Consider the following 16,694-nt stretch of genomic DNA (forward strand, 5'->3'; position numbering starts at 1 on the left):
AACCCTCTCTAGGGGATCACCTTGCCGGGGTTGAGGATGCCGTGCGGGTCGAGCGCGGCCTTGACGGCGCGGTGCATGTCCAGCACGGGCGGGTCGAGCTCGCCGGCGAGGCCGTCGCGCTTGAGCAGCCCCACCCCGTGCTCGCCGGTCACCGTGCCGCCGAGGTCGATCGCGTCGGCGATGATCTCGTGGAACGCCCGCTGTGCGCGCACCCGCGCGTCGTCGTCGCCCGGCGGCGTGATGAGCAGCGGGTGCAGGTTGCCGTCTCCGGCGTGCGCGATGTTGGCGATCAGCGTGTCGTGGCGCGCGGCCGCGGCCTCGATGCGCGCGAGCATCTCGGGCACGGCCGCCTTCGGCACGCACACGTCCTCGGTGAGCACCGGGCCGAGCCGCTCCAGCGCCGGGTAGGCCAGCCGCCTCGCGGCGAACAGCGCGTCGGCCTCCTCCTGGTCGGTCGAACGCGCAGCCCAGCTCGCCCCCGCCTGTTCGAAGCATTCCAGCATCGCGGCGGCCTCGCGCTCGCCCGCGGCGCCGGGCGCGTCGGTGCGGCCCAGCAGCACCACGTCGGCGTCCACGGCGAGGCCCATGTTCTTCCACTGGTCCACGGCGGCGAGGCAGTGCTTGTCGACCAGCTCCAGCGCCGACGGCGTGAGCCCGGCGGCCGCGACCGCCGACACCGCGCGGCCCGCGTCGACGACCGAGGAGAAGTACCCGGCGACCGTGTGCTCGGGATCGCGCAGCGGGCGCAGCCGCACGGTCACCTCCGTGATCACGCCGAGCGTGCCCTCCGAGCCGACCATGAGCCCGGCGAGGTCGTAGCCCGCGACACCCTTCGCGGTGCGCCTGCCCAGCCGAACCAGCTCACCCGTGCCCGTCACGACCTGGAGGCCGAGCACGTAGTCGCGGGTCACGCCGTACTTCACGCAACACAGCCCGCCCGCGTTGGTGGCGACGTTGCCGCCGATGGTCGACCACGGCGCGCTCGCCGGGTCCGGCGGGTACCACAGGCCGTGCTCGGCGCAGGCGGCTCGCAGGTCGTCGTTGACGACGCCAGGCTCCACCACGGCGAGGCGTTCCAGCGGGTTGATCTCGCGGATGGCCGACAGCCGCTCGGTCGAGAGCACCACGCCGCCTTCGACGGCGTTGGCCCCGCCCGACAGGCCCGTGCCCGCCCCGCGCGGCACCAGCGGGACGCCGTGCCGCAGGCAGGCCCTGACCACCGTCTGGACCTCCTCGGCCGTGCGCGGCCGGACCACCACCACCGGCTTGCCGTGCGGCGCCCATTCGGCCTCGTCGTGGCTGTAGCCGGAGGCGACGTCCTGGTCCTCCACGAGACGGTCGGGGGCCAGCTCGCGCCTGAGGTCGTCGATCAGCATGTGGGCAGGCTACGTGCGGGCCCCGGCCGCCGACCTCCCGCGCAGGCCGAACGGCAGCACCGCCACCACCACGAGCGCGAGCCCGAGCGCGGCGGGCAGCCCCGCCACCGCCCACGCCGCGTAGAGCAGCAGCCCGGCCAGGTCCGTCCCGAGTCCGGCCACGGAGGTGACCGTGGCACGAGCGGTGCCGTCGATGCGCTCCTGCAACCTGGCGTTCGCGACCACCAGCACGGCCCGGTACGCCGCGTAGAACAGGCCCACCAGCACCAGGCCCAGCGGCACCCCGAGCAGGCCCGCGAGCGCGAACACGAGCACGCCCGCGAGGAGCACGAGCGCGAGCGAGAGCGGGCGAAGGCGGTCGAGCCTGCCCGCGAGCGCCGAGCCGGCGGCACCGGCGAGCGGGATCGCCACCACCGCGAGCGGGATCGCGTCGACAGGCACGTGCCAGTCGCGGGCCAGCAGGGGAAAGTACTCCTCGATGCCGTCGAGCGAGGTCAGCAGGGCCACGGCCACGACGGCTCCGCGGACGGCGGGACTGCGCACCGCCTCGACGACACCCGTTCGCAGGGCCGCGAGGTAGCTCGCCTCGCCGTCTTCCTCGCCGGATTCGGTGCGCGGCGGCTCGGGGACGCGGGACGCGACGAACGCCGCGGTGAGGCACGTGGCGACGCTGGCCCAACCCACGAGCTCGTAGCCGCCGAGCGGGAACAGCACCGTCGCGGCGACGGCGGCCGGGATCTGCGCGATCAGCTCGAACGCGCCGACCTGGCCGTAGATCCTCGTGAAGTGCTCCTGCGCGCCGGTCGCGACCAGGCCGTCGTAGAGCAGGGCCTCCACCGAACCGGACACGAGCGAGCCCCCGAGTCCCCACAGCACGAAACCGGCGGCGAACGCGGTGAAGCCGGGAGTCGCCGTCCACAGCGCGTAACCCGCCGCCTGCAGCACCCCGCCCGCCACGAGGGCGCTCTTGCGGGAGAACCGGTCGGCGAGCGCGCCCGTGGGCACTTCGACGACGATGCCGACCACCGACCAGATCGCGAACAGCGCGGAGATCTCGGCGTCGGACAGCCCGGTGTCGGCGAACAGCAGCGCGTACAGCGGGTACAGGGGCACGACATCCGCCAGCAGCGCCCAGAGCCGGATCAGCCGGACGAACGGACGGGCGTCGGCGGGAAGCGGTGTCCTACGTCAAAGGAACGGCATGCGGCGAGGTTAGCCCGATTCGCCCGTCCTGTCGCGGGTTTTCCGCGCGAAGCGAACGGTCGCGACCACAGCCGTCAGCGCGAGCGCGATCACCACCAGCCCGTAGCCGGTGGCGGTGGGATGCAGGCCGAGGTTCGTCGCGGCGAGGCCGGCGGCGAGCGAGGGCAGGCTGAACGACAGGTACGACGCCGTGTAGAGGGTCGCGACGAGCGCGGCCCGGCTTCCCGGCTCGGCCAGGCCCGTCGCCGTGCGGAACGCGCCGAGGAACGACGTGCCGAAACCGAAGCCGCTCACCACCGTGCCCGCGAAGAACAGCGCGGGCGATGGCAGGGCGAGCGCCAGGAGCAACAGCCCGACCCCGCCCGCGAGGAACAGCCCGCCCGCGACGATCGCCGTGCGGGAGTCCCGTCCGCGCAGCAGCATCGACGCGGCCGACCCGGTGCCCATCAGCAGGAAGATCACGAGCCCGCCCGCGATCGGCGCGGTGACACCCAGTACCTCCACCACCAGCGAGCGACCGAGGGAGAGGTAGAGCCCGCCGAGCGACCACGTGGCCATGAGCGACGGCAGCACCACCACGAACGCGAGGCGCGCGCGTTTCGGCACGCCCAGCTCCGGCAGCAGCGAGCGCAGCACACCCGGCCTGCGGCGCACCGGCTCCGGCATGACAGCGAGCGCGAGCCCGGTGAGCACGAAGGCGACGAGCAGCAGCGCGTACACCAGCCGCGTCGGCGCCGGGGCGTACTGCACGAGCAGGCCCGTGCCGAGCGCGCCGGCCGCGAGCCCCGCGGTGGGCACGGCGCTGTTGACGAGCGCGCCGAAACCCGGCCTGCGTTCGAGGTCGATCAGCGACGCGCTGATCGTGCCCGTCGCGAGCCCCGTGCCGACGCCCTGCAGGATCCGGGCCGCGTAGAGCCAGCCGACGCCGTCGGCGAGCAGGAACAACAGCATGCTCGCCGCCTCGACGGCGATGGCCGCCGCCAGCACGGGCTTGCGGCCGACGAAGTCGGACAGCCCGCCAGCCGACACGAGCATGGCCAGCAGCGCGAGGACGTAGACCGCGAACACCGCGGTGAGCGTGGCCGGGCTGAACCCCCACAGCCCCTGGTACACGACGTAGAGCGGCGAGGGCGCGCTGGCGGCGAACATGAGCAGGAACAGCACGGTCGCCACCAGCCAGAACCCGAGGCTCCGGCGCCGGGCCGCGCGCCGCTCCAGCAGATGCACCCCCGCATCCTCACACGCGGTGGGCCCGCATACGGCAGACTGCGGGCCATGCCACTGCCGAGGGGACTCGCCCGCTTCAACCGCGTCGTCACCAACCGTGTCGCGAGCGCGGGCGCGGGACGGCTGCCGGGGTTCGGCATCCTCGTCCACCGGGGCCGCAAATCCGGCAGGACGTACCGCACGCCGCTGAACGTGTTCCGGATCAAGGGCGGCTACGTCATCGCGCTCACCTACGGCCCGGACACCGACTGGGTGCGCAACGTCCTCGCCGAGGGCGGCTGCGAGCTGGAGACCCGTGGCCGCACGGTGCGGCTCGTGCGGCCACGGCTCGTGCACGACGAGAGCCGCGGCGCGCTCCCGCAGCCGGTCAGGGCGTTCCTCGGCGTGCTGAGCGTGAACGACCTGCTCTATCTGGCCGAGGAGTGACGCTACTTGCGGATGCCGTTGATGGCGCGGACCACGGCCATGCACTGGTCCTCGACGTAGGTCAGCCCGGCCTCCTCGGCGATCGCGCGGGCCTCCGGCGAGACGATGTCCTGCTGTAGCCACAACGCCTTCGCGCCGATGCGCACGGCCTCGCGAGCGACCCCGGCGGCCTCGGCCGAGGGCCGGAACACGTTCACCACGTCGACCTCGTCCGGGATGTCCGAAAGCGAGCGGTAGACGCGCTCGCCGAGCAGTTCGTCGGCGGTCGGGTTCACCGGGATCACGCGGAACCCGGCCGCCTGCATGGCGGCGGGCACGGAGTGAGCCGCCTTGGCGGGGTGGCGGCTCAGTCCCACCACGGCGATGGTCTTCGACTCCCGGAGAATGCGCGCGGCTGTGTCGTCCATACCGCCATTGTGCGTCGTGCCCGGCCTACTTGCGGTACCAGCGGGGAGAGGTGTTGAGCGGCGGGCTCAGCTCGGCGCTCACCACCAGCACGTTCGGCTCGTCGGCGCGTGTGAACTCCCGCAGCAGCCTGCGGAACGCCCTGCCGAACCCGTCCACCCGGTCGGCGTAGACGCCGAACGACTTGGCCAGCCCGACGAAGTCCGGTGTGACGAGGTCAACACCCCGATGCGGCAGCCCGGCCCTCGTCTGGTCGTAGCGGAGCATCCCGTAGCCGCCGTCGTCGACGACGACCACCGTGATCGGCAGGTTCTCCTGCACCGCCGTGGCCAGTTCGCCGACGCCGTAGAGGAACCCGCCGTCACCCGTGACGCACACCGCCCTGCCCTGCGCGGCGGCGGCGACCCCGAGCGAGGCGGGGAAGCCGAACCCGAGCGTGCCCCAGCCCATCGGGTAGGCGAGTTTGCGCGGCGCGGCGATCCGGTAGAAGCCGCCGACCCAGTAGCCCGCCACGCACATGTCCGACACGAGCACCGAGTCGTCGGGCAGCGTTTCCCCAAGCGCGGCCAGGAACTCCGCCGCCTGCGGCTCCTCCTTGCGGACCCGCCGCCGCACGCGCAGCTCGATCTCGTCGAGCCTGCGGGAGAGCGCGTCGAGGCCCGGCCGCGCGGACAGGCCGACGAGCAGCCGTTCCACCACCTGCCGCGCGTCACCGAGCAGCAGCAGGTCCGGTGGGTAGTTCTTCGCGGCGTCGGCGGGGTCGACGTTCACGGCGATGAGCCTCGGAGGCTGCGGCATCCGCCAGTTCTGCGTCATGAGCCCGTCGAAGTCGGTGCCCACGGCGAGCACGACGTCGGCCTCGTCCCACAGGGCGCCGACCTCCGGCGTGTGCACGGGGTTCGACGCGCGGCACGGGTGGTCGGGCGGCACGATGCCGCGGGCGGCGAACGTCGTGATGATCGGCGCCGCGAGGGTCTCGGCGAGCCGGCCGACGGCCTCGCCCGCGCCCGAGCGCAGCGCGCCCCCGCCCGCCCAGATCAGTGGCCGTTCGGCGGCGGAGAGCACCTCGCGGGCCCGTTCGAGGTCCTCGACGTCGAGGGCGTGGAGCAGCTCGGTGGGCTCGGAATCGTTGCGGTCAAGGCACTCCGCGGTGAGGAAGTCCGTCGGGATTCCGACGTACACGGGCCCGCTCTGCGGTCGCAGCGCGAGCCTCGCCGCGCGCCGCACCGTGCCCGCGAGGTCGTCGGGGTGCTCGACGGTGAAGCCCGCCTTGGTGACCGGCGAGAACATCGCCTGCTGGTCGCTGGTCTCGTGCAGGACGCCGCGCACGATGCCCGGTCTGCGCAGCGTCGACGGGATGTCGGTGGCGAGCACCAGCACCGGCGACGCCGACGCCATCGCCTCGCCAACGGCTCCGAGGGTGTTGGCCGCTCCCGGACCGGTGGTGACCACGGCGACGCCGAGCCTGCCGGTGGCGCGGGCGTAGCCGTCGGCGGCGAACCCGGCCGCCTGCTCGTGGCGGACCCCGACGATCCGGATGCCCGCGGAGGAGAGGGCATCCCAGATCGGGAGGTTGTGCACGCCGGGCAGGCCGAACGCGATGTCGACCCCGAGCTCGCCCAGTGCGGAGACGAGATGTTGTGCTCCGGTCCGACCCACGACGCGAGGATACGAGCAGCGCTCACCATTGCGGCGGCAGGGACTCCTCGCCCGGCGGCGGACCGGGGGGCGTACCGTCGCCGAACGGCCTGCCGCCGAGCGCCTCACGCCCGTGCGGCGTCGCCCACAGGGAGAGGTCCGGACCTTTCGGCACGATGCGCGTGGGATTGATCTGCTCGTGCACCTGGTAGTAGTGGCGCTTGATGTGGTCGAAGTCGACGGTGTCGCCGAACCCCGGGGTCTGGAACAGATCGCGCGCGTACGCCCACAGCACGGGCAGCTCGGTGAGCTTGTCGCGGTTGCACTTGAAGTGCCCGTGGTACACCGCGTCGAAGCGGACGAGCGTGGTGAACAACCGGATGTCGGCCTCGGTGATGGTGTCGCCGACGAGGTAGCGCTGGTTCTCCAGCCGCTTCGACAGCTCGTCGAGACGGGCGAAGAGCCGGTCGTAGGCGTTCTCGTAGGCGGCCTGCTTCGACGCGAACCCCGCCTCGTACACGGCCGCGTTGACGTCCGCGTACACGCCGCGGTTGACCTCGTCGATCTCCTCGCGCAGTTCCTCCGGGTACAGCTGGGGCGCACCCTCGCGGTGGTGGGCCGTCCACTCCGTCGAGAGGTCCAGCGTGATCTGCGGGTAGTCGTTGGTGACGAGCTTGCCGCTGGGCACGTCGACGATCGCGGGCACGCTGATGCCGCCGTCGTAGTCGGGGTCCGCCTTCGCGTACGCCTCGTGCAGATACCGGATGCCCAGCACGGGATCGACGCCGCCGGGGTCGAGCGTGAACCGCCAGCTCCGCTCGTCCTGGATCGGATCGGCCACGGCGACGGACAGCACGGACTCCAGCCCGAGCAGCCGCCGCACGACGAGCGCCCGGCTCGCCCACGGGCACGCCCTGCTGACCACGAGCCGGTAGCGGCCGGGTTCGACGGGCCAGCCGTCGCGACCGTCCGCCGTGATCCGCTCGGCGAACCTGTTGGGGGCCCGATGAAACTCGCCGGTTTCGGGATCGGTCGGAATGGTCATGCCAGTGACCCTAGTGCCCGTCAAGGACGGTTGGGTGCTGAACCGTTCTTGACGGGGCACTGGTACGTAGACTCGCCACACGGCGCACATCGAACGCCGGCCGAGCGACGCGAGGGTGGACGTCATGCCGATGATGCCAGTGACGGACTCGATGTTCCTGTTCATCGAAACCAGGGAACACCCCATGCACGTGGGTGGCCTGCAGCTGTTCACCAAGCCCGACGGCGCGGGACCGGATTACCTGAAATCGCTGCGCGAGGGCCTGCTGGAGAACTCCAGCGTGCGAAGCCTGTTCCGGCGCCGCCCGGCCCGCCCCGTCAACACCGGGGGCTACCTCGCGTGGGCCGAGGAGTCCGAGCTTGACCTCGACTACCACTTCCGGCATTCCGCCCTGCCCCAGCCGGGCCGGGTCAGGGAGCTGCTCGAGCTGACATCCCGCTGGCACAGCACGCTGCTCGACCGGCACCGGCCGCTCTGGGAGGTCCACCTCGTCGAGGGCCTCAACGACGGCCGGTTCGCGATGTACAGCAAGATCCACCACGCGCTGATGGACGGCGTCTCGGCCCTGCGTCAGCTGCAGAGCACCCTGAGCGACGACCCGCTGGCGATGGACGGACCCGCGCCGTGGGGGTCGCGCGGACCGGCCCAGCCGAGGCGCGGCAGGCCCGACGCGCTCGCCCTGCTGCGCGGGGCGGGCAGCACGGCGAAACAGCTCGCCGGCGTGCCGAGGATGACGGCGAAGGTGGCGACCGAGGCGTTCCGCGAGCACACGCTGACGCTGCCGTTGCAGGCGCCGAGGACGATGTTCAACGTCGCGATCGGCGGTGCGCGCCGGTTCGCCGCGCAGTCGTGGCCGCTGGAACGGGTGCGGAAGGTGGCGACGGCGGCCGGGGTGTCGCGCAACGACGTGGTGCTCGCGATGTGCGCGGGCGCGTTGCGCGACTACCTCATCGAGCAGCGCGCGCTTCCGGACGCGCCGCTCACCGCGATGGTGCCGGTGTCGCTGCGCAGCCGCGCCGACTCGGGCGAGGCGTCCGGCAACCAGATCGGCGCGCTGCTGTGCAACCTCGGCACCGACCGGTCCGATCCGGCGGAGCGGCTCGCGGTGATCTCCCGTTCGATGGCCGACGGCAAGCGCCTGTTCAAGGAGCTGACTCCGTTGCAGATCCTGCTGCTGTCGGCGCTCAACATCGCACCGCTGGGCGCCTCACCGCTGCCCGGTTACGCCAACCACACGCGCCCGCCGTTCAACATCGTGATCTCGAACGTGCCGGGCCCGCGCAAGCAGATGTACTGGAACGGGGCGACGCTAGACGGCATCTACCCGGCGTCGGTGCTACTCGACGGGCAGGCGCTCAACATCACGCTGACCAACAACGGCGACAACCTCGACTTCGGCATCACCGGCTGCCGCCGCAGCGTCCCCCATCTCCAGCGGCTCCTGCTGCACCTGGACACCGCACTGGCTGAGCTGGAGTACGCGGCCCGGTAGCCCGCCCGACTGCAGTGAAGGCCACCTTCACTGCGGTCGGACCGCGCTAACCTCCAAAGAAGTGTTTGACAGTTGGCTCGCCTGGCGCGATGCTGAGCGGGATGGCGGAGAAATCACCACTCGACGGGCTGCGCGTGCTCGCGCACCCCCTGCGTTTGCGCATCCTGTCGCTGCTCACCGCCGCGCCGATGAGCGCGGCGGAGGCGGCGAGGGAACTGGGCGAGAGCCAGGCCAACGTCAGCTACCACCTGCGCAGGCTCGCCGACGCCGGCCTGCTGTACGTCGCGGAGGAAGTGAGCATCCGGGGCGGACGCGCCAAGCGTTACCGGCACGACCCGGAAAGCGGCACCGGACTCCTGGGCCGCGAACCCGCCGAGGAGCCGGTGCTGCTCACCGCGCTCGCCGACGAGCTGCACCGCAGGGCCTCCTACCGCGCGCCGGGCAGGCCCGCGTCGCTCATCGACGCCGAGGTGTGGGTGGACGAGCAGACGTGGGAACGGGCGCGGGAGCTGTCGCTGCGGCTGTCCGAGGTGCTGCACGACGCGGCGAAGCCGCCCCGCACACCCGGCACGAACCGCGTCAGCGCGACCGTGGCCCTGTTCATGCTCGAGGACGGCGGCCGGTAGTGAGAGCCGGACTGGGGGCACCGCTGCGGCACCCCGACTTCCGCGCGCTGCTCGCCGGGCGCACGGCGGCCGAGTTCGGCAACGCCATCGCGCCCGTGGCGCTCGCGTTCACAGTGCTCGACCTCACCGGCTCGCTGGTGGACCTCGGGCTCGTGGTGGCGGCGAGATCGCTGGCCAACGTCGCGCTGCTACTGCTCGGTGGCGTGCTCGCCGACCGGCTGCCCCGCGGCGTGATACTGCAGGGCACGGAGCTCGCGGCGTTTCTCACGCAGGGGCTCATCGCACTGAGTGTCCTCAGTGGATTCGCGTCGATCCCGCTGCTCGTGGTCGTTGGCGCCGCCAACGGTGCGGTCGCGGCGATCTCCCTGCCCGCGGCGGCGTCGCTGACCCCGCAGACCGTACCGCCGGAGCTCCTGACACCCGCCAACGCGCTGGTGCGCATGGCGGTCAACACCGGGCGCGTCGCGGGAGCCGCGCTCGGCGGCGTGCTCGTCGCGGCGGCGGGCTCCGGCTGGGCGATTGCGGTGAACGCCTGCGTGTTCCTCGCCGCCGCGCTCGCCTATCACGCCGTGCGGGTGCGCGGGCCCGTCCGCACGGAGCGGCAGAGCCCGCTCGCCGAACTGGCCGCGGGCTGGCGCGAGTTCACCGCGCGCCGCTGGGTGTGGCTCGTGGTCGTGCAGTTCATGGTGGTCAACGCGGTGATCTCCGGCTGCGTCGTGGTGCTGGGCCCCGCGATCGCCGACGACACCATCGGCAGGGCGGCGTGGGGGTTCGTGCTCGCCGCGCACACGGCTGGTGCGTTCGTCGGCGGTGTGCTCGTGGCGCGCTGGCAACCGCGAAGGGCGCTGCGTGTCGGCGTGGCCGTGACGATGCTCGACGCGGTGCCGCTCGTGCTGCTCGCCGAGTTGCCGCAGGTGGTCCCCCTGCTGCTGGCGATGTTCGTCGCCGGGGTGGCGACCGAGCAGTTCGTGGTGGCGTGGGACGTCTCGCTGCAGGAGAACATTCCCGAGGACCGGCTCGCGCGCGTCTACTCCTACGACATGCTCGGCTCGTTCGTGGCACTGCCCGTCGGCGAAGTCGCGGCGGGCCCGCTCGCGGCGCGCTTCGGCGTGGAGGCGACGGTGCTGGGCGGCGCGGCCGTGCTCACGGTCGTCACCCTGCTGACGCTGCTGAGCGGAGAGATCCGTGGGCTGGAGCGGAAACTGGTAGGAACGAGGGAATGACGGGCTTCTACCATCTGTGCTTCGTGGTCGCCGACATCGAGCGCGCGCAGGACGAGCTGAGCCGCACCGTGGGGGTGACGTGGTCCCCCGCGCGCGAGGGCCGGCTCGGCGACTGGGACTACCGCATCGCGTTCTCCGCCGAGGGGCCGCCGTTCTTCGAGCTGATCACCGGGACCGAGGGCAGCCCGTGGGACACCTCGACGGGCAACCGGTTCGACCACCTCGGCTACTGGTCGGCGGACGTCGCCGCCGACAGCGAACGGCTGGCGGGCGAAGGGGCGCCCGTGGCGTTCGACGCGTGCCCGTACGGCAGGCCGTTCAGCTACCACCGGCTCGACAGCATCGGCGCCCGGCTCGAACTGGTCGACGTCTCGGCGCAGCCCGGCTTCCTCGCCAACTGGAACCCCGGAGGCGCCGCGATGCCCCCACTCGCGCCCGGTTGACGCTCCCCAAGGCCACCTTTGTTGCGTTCAACGCACCCAAGGTGGCCTTGGGGGACGATCAGCGGCCGGAGCCGGCGGCGCGGTCGGTGACCCAGGGACGGATCTCCTCCACCAGCTTCGCCACCGCGAGCACGAGGTCGTCGGAATGCCTCGGGCCGACGATCTGCAGGCCCACCGGCAGGCCCTGCGACGTGAACCCGGCCGGCACCGTGATCGCGGGCTGCTGGGTCATGTTGAACGGGTACGTGAACCGCGTCCACTGTGGCCAGCTCTCGAGCCCGCTGCCGGGCGGCACGTCGTGGCCGGCCTCGAACGGCTGGATCGGCATCGTCGGCGTGATCAGCACGTCGTAGCGAAGATGGAACTCGCCCATGTGGATGCCGAGCGCGGCGCGCTTGGCCTGTGCGTCGAGGTAGTCGCTCGCCGAGTAGGTGCGCCCCTGCTCCCAGACCTTGCGCAGGCCCTGGTCGATCCGTTCCTCCGAACCCGCCGGGAACGAGTCGAGCCACTTCGCGGCGCCGGTGGACCACAACACGTCGAACGCCTCGACGGGGTCGGCGAAACCGGGGTCGGCCTCCTCGACGGACAGTCCGGCCTCGCTCAGCGCGGCGACCGTCGACACCACCGCCTGCGCCACCTCGGGGTCCACGTCGATGTAGCCGAGCGCGGGCGAGAACGCCGCCCGCAGGCCACGGACATCTCGGCGCACGGCCTCGCGGTAGGTGCCGATCGGCGGCGTCAGCGCGCTCGGGTCGCGGTGGTCCGGCGTGGCCAGCACGTCCAGCAGCAACGCGATGTCGTCCACGGAGCGCGCCATCGGCCCGGCATGGGCGAGCGCGCCGAACGGGCTCGCGGGGAACAGCGGGACGCGCCCCGCTGTCGGCTTGAACCCGACGACGCCGCAGAACGACGCGGGAATGCGCACCGAGCCGCCACCGTCGGTGCCCACCGACAGCTCGCTCATGCCCGTGGCCACCGCGACCGCGCTGCCACCGCTGGAGCCGCCCGGCGTGAGCGCCGGGTTCCAGGGGTTGCGGGTGATGCCGTCGAGCGGGTTGTCGGTGACGCCCTTCCAGCCCAGCTCGGGAGTGGTGGTCTTGCCGAGCAGCACGAGCCCGTTCTCCCGCATGCGCGCGGTAACCGGACTGTCCACGTCCCACGGCTGGTCGCGGTCGATGCACACCGAGCCGCGCAGGGTAGGCCAGCCCTGGGTCAGGAACATGTCCTTGATCGATGCGGGCACGCCGTCGAGCCAGCCGATCGGGTTGCCCTCGCGCCAGCGCTCCTCCGAGGCCCGTGCCTGGTCGAGCGCCACCTCGGGGTCCACAAGCGTGAAGGCGTTCAACTCCTTGTCGCGTTGCTCGATCACCTCGAGGGAGGCCTCCGTCGCCTCCACCGGAGACAGTTCCCCCGACGAGTAGGCCGCGACCAGTTCGCTCGCGGTCAGCAGGGTTCCGGTGCTTGGCATGTCTCTCCTCGGTACTGGTAACGGCTCGGCGTGCGGCATCACCGGCGAGGCCGGCCGCCTCGCCCGTCAACCACCTGACGGAACGTAGCCCAAACCCTTGTCGACCACGTTGACGAGGGGCTGCCCGGCGCGCCATCGCCGGAAGTTGTCGGCGAAGACCTCGACCAGCGCGTTTCGCCAGCCGACGAAGTCACCCGACATGTGCGGCGAGATGTGCACGTTCTCCATCGTCCACAGCGGACTCTCGGCGGGCAGCGGCTCGGTGTCGAAGACGTCGAGGGCCGCGCCGGCGATCCGCTCCGCACGCAGGGCCTCCACGAGGTCGCCGGTGACCACGAGCTCGCCCCTGCCGACGTTGACGAACCGGGCACCCGGCTTCATCGCGGCGAAGGCGGACGCGTCGAACATCCCTTTCGTCTGTTCGGTCAGCGGCGCGACGGCCACCACGTAATCGAACTCCGGCAGGTGCTCGTTCAGTCGCGCGGAGGCGTGGACGGTCCCGAAGTCGGGGTCGCCCTCGCGGGCCGTGCGGCCCGCGCCCGCGACGCGCATGCCCACGGCCCGCAGCAGCCGCGCGATCGACCGTCCGATGGGGCCGGTGCCGACGACGAGCACCGACCGGCCCTCGATCCGCTCGCTCTCGCGGTGCAGCCACGTCCGCTCGCGCTGGAGCTTGATCGATCTGGCGAAATCCTTTGCGAACGCAAGGACCTGCCCGAGGACGTACTCCGCGATGGAGTTGTCGAACACACCTCGCGAATTGGTCAGCACCACGTCGCTCTCGCGCATCGCGGGAAACATCACGGGGTCGACGCCCGCGCTCGCGATGTGCAACCAGCGCAAACGGTTTGCCGCATGCCATGCGCCGGGTACTGCCGTGGAGAGGAAGTCGTAGACGAACAACGCGTCGGCGTCGCGCAGGGCATCGGCAAGGCCGTCGGCATCGGTGTAACGAACTGCCGCCTCTTGCTCGATGGGCTCCATGTCCGGGGGGTGCTTGTCCCCGCAGAGCACCGCGAGCACCGGTGATTCCGTGCCACTCACGTTGACACGGTAAGAGCCGGTCGTATGATTGTCAACAATCCGAGGAGTCACCCCGGAGGCACACTCCTGCAAAGAAAGCCGTCGGAGGTCGGAGCCTTGGATTTCGCAGCCCTGGACTTCCCCGCCTTCGAAGGGCCGTTGGCCCAGCGGGGAATCGGCGTGATCGCGCCGTTCGATCTCGCGCTGGAGCGTGAGCTCTGGCGCTGGGTGCCGATGGAGGTCTCACTACACCTCGCCAGGACTCCGTACGAACCCGTGCCGGTGAGCATGGAGATGGCCCACCTCGTGAGCAACGCCCACCACCTCGCGGCGGCGACGCGCGACGTGCTGCACGTGGAGCCGGAGGTCGTGGCATACCTCTGCACGTCGGGCAGCTTCGTCAGTGGTGTGGACGCGGAAAGGACGCTGCGCAAGGTGATCTGCGACGCAGGCGCCCCCGCCGCCGTGACGACCTCGGGTGCGCTCGCGGAGGTGCTGCAGCAGCTCGACCTCGCCCGGATCTCGGTGCTGACGCCCTACGACGCGGACCTCACCGGCAAGCTGCACGAGTTCCTCGACGAGCTCGGCGTGAAGACGATGTCCAGCGACCACCTCGGACTGGGCGGCGGCATCTGGAAGGTCAGCTACCGCACCATCGCCGAGCGCATCCTCGCCGCCGACCACAGCGCCGCCGAGGCCATCTTCGTCAGCTGCACCAACCTGCCCACCTACGACGTGATCGAGCCGCTCGAGGAGCGGCTCGGCAAGCCGGTGCTCACGGCCAACCAGCTGACGATGTGGGCCTGCCTCAAGCGCATGGGGCTGCCGATCGTCGGACCCGGAAAGTGGCTGCGTGAGGTATCTTGACCAGCTCTAGTAGGATTGTCGACAATCTGCGAGGAGGTGCACCAGTGCCCACGGTCGGCTTCATCTACCCGGACCACGCGGCGGAGGACGACTACCCGCTCGCCGAGCGCATGCTCGGTGACGGTGCGAGGCTGCCCGTCGAGCACATCTACGGCACCGACCTGCACGCGGTCGCCGAGCTGCTCGACCTGGGATCCCCCGACCGGCTCGCCGAGGGCGCCGCGCTGCTCGCCAGGCATGAGCCGTCGGCCGTGGTCTGGGCCTGCACGAGCGGCAGCTTCGTCTACGGCTGGGACGGCGCGGAGGAGCAGGTCGCCAAGCTCTCCGCCGCCGCGGGAGGCCTGCCGGCGTCGAGCACGTCGTTCGCCTTCGTGCGGGCGGCCACCGCGCTGGGCCTGCGAAAGGTCGCCGTCGCGGCGAGCTACCCCGACGACGTCGCCGAGCTGTTCGTGGAGTTCCTCGGCCGGGGCGGCATCGAGGTCGTCTCCATGTCGGCCGCGGACATCGACACGGCGGCCGAGGTCGGCGAGCTGGCCCCGGAGCAGGTCGTCGAGCTGGTCGTCAGCCGCGACCACCCCGACGCCGACGCGCTGCTCGTGCCCGACACCGCGATGCGCACGCTCGCGCTGATCGACACGATCGAAGAGCGGCTCGGCAAGCCCGTGCTGACGGCCAACCAGGTCACCGTGTGGGAAGGCCTGCGCCTGACCGGCACCACCCGCGAGGTCCCCGGCCTCGGCACGCTGTTCCGGGCGAAGGGCGCGTGAACATGCTTGCGGACATCGAACCGGTCAACCGGGAATCCACCGCGGCCATCATCGCGCGCCAGCTGAGGGACGCGATCATGACCGGTTCGCTGCCCCCTGGCACTCAGCTCGGCGAGACCGAGCTGGCCGCGCGGTTCCAGGTCTCGCGCGGGCCGCTGCGGGAGGCCATGCAGCGGCTCGTGTCGGAGGGCCTCCTGCGCAGCGAGCGGCACCGGGGCCTGTTCGTGATCGACCTCGAACCTGGCGACGTCTACGACATCTACTCGGCACGCTCCGCGGTCGAGCGGGCGGCCGCGACCCGGGTCGTGCGCTCGGGCGACCGCGAACGGGTGGCCGGGATCCTCGACGAGGCCGTGGAGGCCATGGCCCACGCCGACGAGCAGGACGACCCGACCGCGCTGACCGAGGCGGACCTGCGCTTCCACGAGGCGCTGATCGAGGCGTCAGGCAGCAGGCGCCTGGCCAGGATGGCGCGGACGCTGCTCATCGAGACCCGCATGTGCCTGTCCGCGCTGCAGAACACCTACAGCAAGAACTACCAGGGCGTCGACGAGCGAGTCACCGAGCACAACAAGATCATCGAGGCCCTGCGTGCCGGCGACGAGGAGTCGATGCTGGCGCTGCTCGAAGCGCACATGGACGACGCTGTGCAGCGCCTGGCACCCGGCACGAGCCTGCACTCCGGCGCCGCGCCGGGCCTGACGCGCGACGGCGTCGACCTGGCCTGAGCGGCACTGACGATCACTCCGGGCTGGCCACGGGCACACCGTGCTCGGCGGCAGCGGCCACGAGCCGCTTGTCGTAGGACACGAGGTAGGCGAGCGCGGAGCCCAGGCTGAGCGCGGCGGCGAGGTGCAGCGCTTCCAGCGAGCGCAGGCGGGCACCCGGCGCGAGATCGCCCGCCTGGTCATACACGGCGGCGGGCAGTGCCACGTGCGCGCAGCGCTGTAGCCATTGCTCCGCTCGCTGTAGCATCTCGGAACCGGCGCCGATGGCGTGCAGCCCCCGGCGCAGCTCGGTACGAGTGAGGTAGCTCGTGAGCTGGCGGGCGGGCGTCTGCCCGGCCAGCCACAGGGAGAGCCGGTCCGACTCCACCTCCTCTTTGAAGAGCTTGATCGCCGCACAGCTGTCGAGATAGACGAACCTCATCCGGCGCCGTCCTCGCGCGTGGCCAGGATCGCCTCGCTGCCGGCCCGGTTCCCCGGTTCCGAGGGTTCCCGTTCAGGCAGCTCGTCCACTGCGGGCAGCGAATCCAGCACCGACGGGTCGAGCACCCGGCGGCCACCGCCCGCTCGATGGCCTTGTCCGCGGGGTCGGGCGGGAGGATGCGCGCGACGGTCTCGCCGCGCCTGGTCACCAGGAAGCTCTGACCATTGCGCGCACGGTCCAGCACCTCCGCGGCGTTGCGCTGCAGCTCGCGGGCGGTGATGCGCTCGTCTGACAACTCGGCATCCATGCCTGACAT

General features: G+C 71.7%; 18 protein-coding genes and 1 pseudogene. 8 read left to right on the forward strand and 11 right to left on the reverse strand.

The genetic code is table 11. The annotated features are described in order from the left end of the window. Window positions 1-8 precede the first annotated feature (8 nt). From FCN18_RS29520 to FCN18_RS29530, 3 genes are all read right to left on the reverse strand, one after another. On the reverse strand, window positions 9-1,376 hold the full coding sequence (locus tag FCN18_RS29520; RefSeq protein WP_112271078.1) for an FAD-binding oxidoreductase: 1,368 nt from the start codon (window positions 1,374-1,376) through the stop codon (window positions 9-11). Window positions 1,377-1,385: 9 nt separating this feature from the next. Next, window positions 1,386-2,489, reverse strand: a complete 1,104-nt coding sequence (locus tag FCN18_RS29525) for an MFS transporter (RefSeq protein WP_228714185.1) — start codon at window positions 2,487-2,489, stop codon at window positions 1,386-1,388. Between the two features lie 99 nt (window positions 2,490-2,588). Continuing rightward, a complete protein-coding gene (locus tag FCN18_RS29530) occupies window positions 2,589-3,806 on the reverse strand; it encodes an MFS transporter (protein WP_228714186.1) in 1,218 nt (405 codons plus the stop codon). Between the two features lie 48 nt (window positions 3,807-3,854). Here FCN18_RS29530 and FCN18_RS29535 point away from each other — a divergent pair, with 48 nt between their 5' ends. Beyond that, window positions 3,855-4,232, forward strand: coding sequence for a nitroreductase family deazaflavin-dependent oxidoreductase (locus FCN18_RS29535; protein WP_137096636.1), 378 nt, complete (start codon window positions 3,855-3,857; stop codon window positions 4,230-4,232). Window positions 4,233-4,234: 2 nt separating this feature from the next. On the opposite strand, the gene FCN18_RS29540 is transcribed toward FCN18_RS29535, so the two are convergent. The 3 genes from FCN18_RS29540 to FCN18_RS29550 are packed head-to-tail and all read right to left on the reverse strand — an operon-like array spanning window position 4,235 to window position 7,320. After that, window positions 4,235-4,639, reverse strand: a complete 405-nt coding sequence (locus tag FCN18_RS29540) for a CoA-binding protein (protein WP_112271072.1) — start codon at window positions 4,637-4,639, stop codon at window positions 4,235-4,237. A 25-nt stretch (window positions 4,640-4,664) separates the two neighbouring features. Further along, entirely contained in the window at window positions 4,665-6,296 is a 1,632-nt protein-coding gene (locus FCN18_RS29545) for a thiamine pyrophosphate-binding protein (protein ID WP_112271070.1), read from the reverse strand. Window positions 6,297-6,318: 22 nt separating this feature from the next. Further along, window positions 6,319-7,320, reverse strand: coding sequence for a glutathione S-transferase family protein (locus tag FCN18_RS29550; protein ID WP_112271068.1), 1,002 nt, complete (start codon window positions 7,318-7,320; stop codon window positions 6,319-6,321). Window positions 7,321-7,444: 124 nt separating this feature from the next. Here FCN18_RS29550 and FCN18_RS29555 point away from each other — a divergent pair, with 124 nt between their 5' ends. From FCN18_RS29555 to FCN18_RS29570, 4 genes are all read left to right on the forward strand, one after another. Next, window positions 7,445-8,812 (forward strand): WS/DGAT/MGAT family O-acyltransferase, encoded by a 1,368-nt coding sequence (locus FCN18_RS29555; RefSeq protein ID WP_112271326.1) that lies wholly within the window; start codon window positions 7,445-7,447, stop codon window positions 8,810-8,812. Between the two features lie 101 nt (window positions 8,813-8,913). Further along, on the forward strand, window positions 8,914-9,438 hold the full coding sequence (locus FCN18_RS29560; protein WP_113643765.1) for an ArsR/SmtB family transcription factor: 525 nt from the start codon (window positions 8,914-8,916) through the stop codon (window positions 9,436-9,438). Continuing rightward, window positions 9,438-10,661, forward strand: a complete 1,224-nt coding sequence (locus tag FCN18_RS29565; protein WP_113643763.1) for an MFS transporter — start codon at window positions 9,438-9,440, stop codon at window positions 10,659-10,661. The genes FCN18_RS29560 and FCN18_RS29565 overlap by 1 nt, the downstream gene beginning before the upstream one ends. After that, window positions 10,658-11,104, forward strand: a complete 447-nt coding sequence (locus tag FCN18_RS29570; RefSeq protein ID WP_112271062.1) for a VOC family protein — start codon at window positions 10,658-10,660, stop codon at window positions 11,102-11,104. The genes FCN18_RS29565 and FCN18_RS29570 overlap by 4 nt, the downstream gene beginning before the upstream one ends. Window positions 11,105-11,162: 58 nt before the next feature. Here the strand turns inward: FCN18_RS29570 and FCN18_RS29575 are convergent, their stop codons facing one another. Further along, entirely contained in the window at window positions 11,163-12,572 is a 1,410-nt protein-coding gene (locus tag FCN18_RS29575; RefSeq protein ID WP_113643759.1) for an amidase, read from the reverse strand. A 66-nt stretch (window positions 12,573-12,638) separates the two neighbouring features. Further along, a complete protein-coding gene (locus FCN18_RS29580) occupies window positions 12,639-13,556 on the reverse strand; it encodes a D-2-hydroxyacid dehydrogenase (protein WP_112271324.1) in 918 nt (305 codons plus the stop codon). A 156-nt stretch (window positions 13,557-13,712) separates the two neighbouring features. Here FCN18_RS29580 and FCN18_RS29585 point away from each other — a divergent pair, with 156 nt between their 5' ends. The 3 genes from FCN18_RS29585 to FCN18_RS29595 are packed head-to-tail and all read left to right on the forward strand — an operon-like array spanning window position 13,713 to window position 15,957. After that, entirely contained in the window at window positions 13,713-14,462 is a 750-nt protein-coding gene (locus FCN18_RS29585; RefSeq protein ID WP_112271058.1) for a maleate cis-trans isomerase family protein, read from the forward strand. A 44-nt stretch (window positions 14,463-14,506) separates the two neighbouring features. Further along, window positions 14,507-15,229, forward strand: a complete 723-nt coding sequence (locus tag FCN18_RS29590; RefSeq protein WP_113643758.1) for a maleate cis-trans isomerase family protein — start codon at window positions 14,507-14,509, stop codon at window positions 15,227-15,229. 2 nt (window positions 15,230-15,231) lie between these two features. Then, on the forward strand, window positions 15,232-15,957 hold the full coding sequence (locus tag FCN18_RS29595) for a GntR family transcriptional regulator (protein WP_112271322.1): 726 nt from the start codon (window positions 15,232-15,234) through the stop codon (window positions 15,955-15,957). Window positions 15,958-15,970: 13 nt separating this feature from the next. Here FCN18_RS29595 and FCN18_RS29600 read toward each other — a convergent pair whose 3' ends face one another. The 3 genes and pseudogenes from FCN18_RS29600 to FCN18_RS40895 form a co-directional block, all read right to left on the reverse strand. After that, on the reverse strand, window positions 15,971-16,378 hold the full coding sequence (locus tag FCN18_RS29600; RefSeq protein ID WP_113643756.1) for a PIN domain-containing protein: 408 nt from the start codon (window positions 16,376-16,378) through the stop codon (window positions 15,971-15,973). Continuing rightward, window positions 16,375-16,503: a hypothetical protein gene (locus FCN18_RS40620; RefSeq protein ID WP_267285378.1), complete on the reverse strand. Its 129-nt coding sequence runs from the start codon at window positions 16,501-16,503 to the stop codon at window positions 16,375-16,377. Before FCN18_RS40620 ends, FCN18_RS29600 begins: the two co-directional genes overlap by 4 nt. A 29-nt stretch (window positions 16,504-16,532) precedes the next feature. Beyond that, a pseudogene (locus FCN18_RS40895) lies at window positions 16,533-16,694 on the reverse strand (type II toxin-antitoxin system Phd/YefM family antitoxin); the annotation flags it as partial.

This window comes from Prauserella endophytica, assembly GCF_005146945.1.
Classification (GTDB): domain Bacteria; phylum Actinomycetota; class Actinomycetes; order Mycobacteriales; family Pseudonocardiaceae; genus Prauserella_A; species Prauserella_A endophytica.

Bases quoted from the DNA above. Each gene is read 5' to 3' on its own strand.
- FCN18_RS29520 (WP_112271078.1), bottom strand. From the start codon at position 1,376: ATGCTGATCGACGACCTCAGGCGCGAGCTGGCCCCCGACCGTCTCGTG.
- FCN18_RS29535 (WP_137096636.1), top strand. From the start codon at position 3,855: ATGCCACTGCCGAGGGGACTCGCCCGCTTCAACCGCGTCGTCACCAAC.
- FCN18_RS29540 (WP_112271072.1), bottom strand. From the start codon at position 4,639: ATGGACGACACAGCCGCGCGCATTCTCCGGGAGTCGAAGACCATCGCC.
- FCN18_RS29550 (WP_112271068.1), bottom strand. From the start codon at position 7,320: ATGACCATTCCGACCGATCCCGAAACCGGCGAGTTTCATCGGGCCCCC.
- FCN18_RS29555 (WP_112271326.1), top strand. From the start codon at position 7,445: ATGCCGATGATGCCAGTGACGGACTCGATGTTCCTGTTCATCGAAACC.
- FCN18_RS29560 (WP_113643765.1), top strand. From the start codon at position 8,914: ATGGCGGAGAAATCACCACTCGACGGGCTGCGCGTGCTCGCGCACCCC.
- FCN18_RS29570 (WP_112271062.1), top strand. From the start codon at position 10,658: ATGACGGGCTTCTACCATCTGTGCTTCGTGGTCGCCGACATCGAGCGC.
- FCN18_RS29575 (WP_113643759.1), bottom strand. From the start codon at position 12,572: ATGCCAAGCACCGGAACCCTGCTGACCGCGAGCGAACTGGTCGCGGCC.
- FCN18_RS29580 (WP_112271324.1), bottom strand. From the start codon at position 13,556: ATGGAGCCCATCGAGCAAGAGGCGGCAGTTCGTTACACCGATGCCGAC.
- FCN18_RS29595 (WP_112271322.1), top strand. From the start codon at position 15,232: ATGCTTGCGGACATCGAACCGGTCAACCGGGAATCCACCGCGGCCATC.
- FCN18_RS29600 (WP_113643756.1), bottom strand. From the start codon at position 16,378: ATGAGGTTCGTCTATCTCGACAGCTGTGCGGCGATCAAGCTCTTCAAA.